The sequence below is a fragment of the Fructobacillus fructosus KCTC 3544 genome (assembly GCF_001438695.1).
GTDB classification, from domain to species: domain Bacteria; phylum Bacillota; class Bacilli; order Lactobacillales; family Lactobacillaceae; genus Fructobacillus; species Fructobacillus fructosus.
The window spans coordinates 34,103-36,865 of sequence record NZ_JQBH01000014.1 but is presented as its reverse complement, the minus strand read 5'-3'; the positions used below and the strand labels follow the sequence as shown (position 1 = coordinate 36,865).

General features: G+C 35.4%; 5 protein-coding genes. 2 read left to right on the top strand and 3 right to left on the bottom strand.

Annotated features, from left to right (window positions below):
* A partial coding sequence (locus tag IV71_RS06830; protein WP_162258599.1) for an LPXTG cell wall anchor domain-containing protein occupies positions 1 to 571 on the top strand: 571 nt, incomplete at its 5' end.
* A 475-nt stretch (positions 572 to 1,046) separates the two neighbouring features.
* Positions 1,047 to 1,265, top strand: a complete 219-nt coding sequence (locus tag IV71_RS06820; protein WP_010690503.1) for a hypothetical protein — start codon at positions 1,047 to 1,049, stop codon at positions 1,263 to 1,265.
* A gap of 479 nt (positions 1,266 to 1,744) precedes the next feature.
* On the opposite strand, the gene IV71_RS06810 is transcribed toward IV71_RS06820, so the two are convergent.
* From IV71_RS06810 to IV71_RS06800, 3 genes are all read right to left on the bottom strand, one after another.
* A complete protein-coding gene (locus tag IV71_RS06810; protein WP_010690501.1) occupies positions 1,745 to 1,957 on the bottom strand; it encodes a hypothetical protein in 213 nt (70 codons plus the stop codon).
* 61 nt (positions 1,958 to 2,018) lie between these two features.
* On the bottom strand, positions 2,019 to 2,276 hold the full coding sequence (locus IV71_RS06805) for a hypothetical protein (RefSeq protein WP_010690500.1): 258 nt from the start codon (positions 2,274 to 2,276) through the stop codon (positions 2,019 to 2,021).
* A 15-nt stretch (positions 2,277 to 2,291) separates the two neighbouring features.
* On the bottom strand, positions 2,292 to 2,763 hold a 472-nt coding region (locus IV71_RS06800), incomplete at its 5' end, for a ParA family protein (protein ID WP_156405647.1).

The following is a 2,763-nucleotide window of genomic DNA, read 5'->3' as shown; positions in this document are numbered from 1 at the left end:
CCCAAACTTCTACAAAGGAGCAGCGATTTTCCAACTGGATGGAGACGATCAAATTGTTATTAACTATCGCACAGATTCAGGTGCAAATGATAGTAACAACACGACTTGGGCGTATAGTGCCACTACCATACCGGTTCAAACACTACCCAAGAAGCCAACATTGACCCTTGTTGATGAACCAAAGAAGCCTGATGCTGTTAAATCCTCATATCACTTGTATGAGATGCCAAAGTATGAAACAGCATCAGTTTCATATCATAAGGCTTTAATTGCCATCGATCAGACTCCCAATCCTTCAATCACAAACAACACTACAAATAATTATTCATATACAACGAATAATTACACGACAAATAACATCACGAATAACTACCCTCAACAACCTAGTCAACCACAACCAGCCGTTGCGGGTTCTCAAGCTACTGTGAGTGCTGTTGAACAGGCAGCACCAGTTTTGCCTGAAACGGGCAAAGCGGTAGGTAATTCAAATGAAGGTATTACTGCAGCCGCTGTATTAGCAACCGGTACTGCGACAATGTTCATGGCCATGAAACGAAAGAAATTAATTTAATTTACACAACTAGCCTGGTGCTAGTTATACATAAAAAAGAAGGTAATTTGGTTAATATGCAAAACATACAATTAGATTCTTTAAATTATTTTATCAATCGTATTAGAACATGCTTACCCAGTTATGTTTACGACTTTGAGGAATTGAACCAATACAAATTGAATACATTCGAATCAATTGATTATTTTTTTAGTGCTAGTTTAAACCAGAATATTATTTGGTTTAGACGATTTTTTCCTGAGTTTGATTCGGAACCCACAGAACAGCAAATAGACGAATTTTTAATGTTGATCCAACTATTTGGAGAATTCAATGCTATGCAATCACGAAAACAAAATTTTAAAGATGTATGGTAGGTTTATTAAACCAGTTTGGAACGTAAACATATTTACTAGCAGAATTAAGTAGAGCTTTGCGATACCGCTAGAAAAATTATGGTGCTTTTAGCGAAACTGAATTATAGGAGCGCACGATTATGAATAATAAAGAAGAACAGTTAAATATTTTAATATGGCTAATTGAAACACGATGTCCAAATTTATATAAGTACATTTTCAGCGTTCCACATACTCCTAATTTAAAAAATGACATTGAATTACAGGCTGCGGAACTTTTAATAGAGTATAAAATAGAATTAAGTGATCCAGATGTTGACAAAGAATGTTTATATAAAAAAATTACTCATCTGGAATAGTTATGAAATCTGACGCATATGGTGTTCTTGGGGCAAAAGCGATATTACCAGACGAATTGAAAAAGTGACCACACAACATTATTTTTATCTTATTATTATTCTTTTCAGTCAATTTAATCTTATTAATATTTGCTAATCCCTTTAAACGATTAGGAGAGAACCTGACGCAGTGATGGTTATCTTCAAAGTCAAACTGATATAGTTCTCCATATTGATTATCGTTTATTATTGAGACACGAACGTCAATATAATAAATATAGTCATGGTTATCGAATAGTGGAGGCATATTTCCTTTGATATAATCTTATGGACGTTGCTACCGAACGCCTCTTCCAAAAAAAGCGCCTTGACTTGTTAGCCAGGCGCTTTTTATATTTTCACTTCTTACTGCTTCATATATAGGTCGGATATGCTTCAAAACGGTGTGAGAAAGCTAACCAATAAAAAAGGAACTAAAATGACTTAGCTCCTTTTGTTATTTATCGATAAGCATAATACTGAGACTTAGTTTCAGCTAACCATTTAGGGTCTCGATTTGCCCATTTAAAGTACTTAATCGAAAGCTTAACGGTCCATTTAATAAGCAACCAGGCAAGAAATAATCCTAAGGTGCAAACTAACAATCCGATAGCGATGACCCAGCCCATTACAACGGCGCCATCATCATTATTTTTTTCACGGTAATAATACATATGTGTCTCCTAATTACAACTATAACTATAATTGTAAGTGTAATTATGATTGTAACTGTAGTTAATTATTCAATTCATTGCTTGCAACTAATTCCAACCAAGCGGAAAAGCTTAACCCCATTGATTTTGCCTTTTGTACACCAGCATCATGAATAGAAGGTTTCATCATGATGACATATTGCTTTTTAGTTTCTCTCATTCCCTTCAGAGAAGGTGAGGGGGCTTGCTGGTTTTCTGCAGTTTCCTTTTTTTCAATCATCTCTGCAAATTCTTGTTTAGTCAGTTCTGAACGCTTTGGTGCTTCACCCTTAATGGCCATAATTGTTTCTCCTCTTTATAATTTATCAATTTTTTGTTGCATGCTTGCATAAGCGATGTCCAGTTTCTGGAAAAATTGTCGATTAGCGTTGAGAATCTTAGAATCTTCTTGCATCGTTACAATTGGTTCATTTTTTCGAATTGTTGCTTTAAATAGTTGTTTGTTCGGAATCGTTGCGATGACCTGTTCATCATCCATAGTCCGCTCAATCAAGTCTTGCGACTCACGTGTATTGTGTTCCACCTTGTTATTAATAAAATAAAGTGGGGTATCAATAAAAGGCTTGCGGGTACTAGGATTGATTAAGTGATTTAATAATCCAGCAACTCTTGCTTGTATACGAGCTTTAGCGGCCCAACCAAAGATATTGGGCTCAAGGGGACTGATTACAGCATCTGCTGCGACAACAACATTCCGATTGATAATACCAAAGTCGGGGTGAGTATCAAAAAGAATGTAATCATATTGATCAAGATTAATTTCTGAG

What these genes read in the sequence shown, in the direction of transcription:
- IV71_RS06820 (WP_010690503.1), top strand. Translation starts at nt 1,047, where the DNA reads ATGAATAATAAAGAAGAACAGTTAAATATTTTAATATGGCTAATTGAA.
- IV71_RS06810 (WP_010690501.1), bottom strand. Translation starts at nt 1,957, where the DNA reads ATGTATTATTACCGTGAAAAAAATAATGATGATGGCGCCGTTGTAATG.
- IV71_RS06805 (WP_010690500.1), bottom strand. Translation starts at nt 2,276, where the DNA reads ATGGCCATTAAGGGTGAAGCACCAAAGCGTTCAGAACTGACTAAACAA.